1 protein-coding gene is annotated in these 737 nt (G+C 53.7%); it reads left to right on the top strand.

The window, feature by feature from the left end; translation table 11 throughout:
* Positions 1-737: T6SS phospholipase effector Tle1-like catalytic domain-containing protein (locus AAH446_RS19670; protein ID WP_463322842.1), on the top strand; the 737-nt coding region annotated here is incomplete at both ends.

Genomic DNA, 737 nt, shown 5'->3' on the forward strand with positions numbered 1-737 from the left:
CGTCCATCTGGTTTCTTCTCACGAACAGCGGCTCTGCTTCCCGCTGGATTCGATCCGCCGCCCGGATGGTAAGTATCCGGCGAACAGCATGGAGGTGGTTTATCCGGGAATGCATTCGGATTTAGGGGGAGGCTATCCGCCAGGGGATCAGGGAAAGGCCAATGCAGACAACGACGGTTATTTGTTGTCACAAATAGCGCTGCATGAAATGTATGCTTTTGCCTTCGGATCTGGAGCCCCCTTAAAAGTTCCGCAAGATGCATTACCAGATGAGTTAAAAAATGTGGAATGGAGAAAGATGACTTTAGATGTTCTGAAAGAATTTTTTGTTCATGAAGCCCTTTCCGATCGTTTCAATGCCTGGCGCAAGTTAACCCTCGGTCTGAGCTCGTCCTCAGACCATATTCCCCCCGAACAGGCCGCAAAATACGATCCGCCGCGCGCGCCGGTCAGCCTGGAGAAAGCCCTTGAAGATCAGATGGGCTGGATCACCGCGTGGCGTATCAATCGCTATGCCGGGGGAACCTACAAGTCCCAGCGCTTCTTTGGTGATTCGGCGGCGAACGGGCTGGATAAAGACAGCGATCCGCTGGTCAGAAAGCAGTCTGAGGAAGACTGGAAAGAAGCACAGAGAAAAGTTGACGATGCCCGCCGGGACATGAAAGCCGCACATAATCCGGAAGATGGTTTCCTGATGCTCCCGCCTGGGCCGAAGGATTTCGACGCCGCGCTGGGGA

Origin of the sequence: Erwinia psychrophila (genome assembly GCF_039023475.1) — a bacterium.
Classification (GTDB): domain Bacteria; phylum Pseudomonadota; class Gammaproteobacteria; order Enterobacterales; family Enterobacteriaceae; genus Erwinia.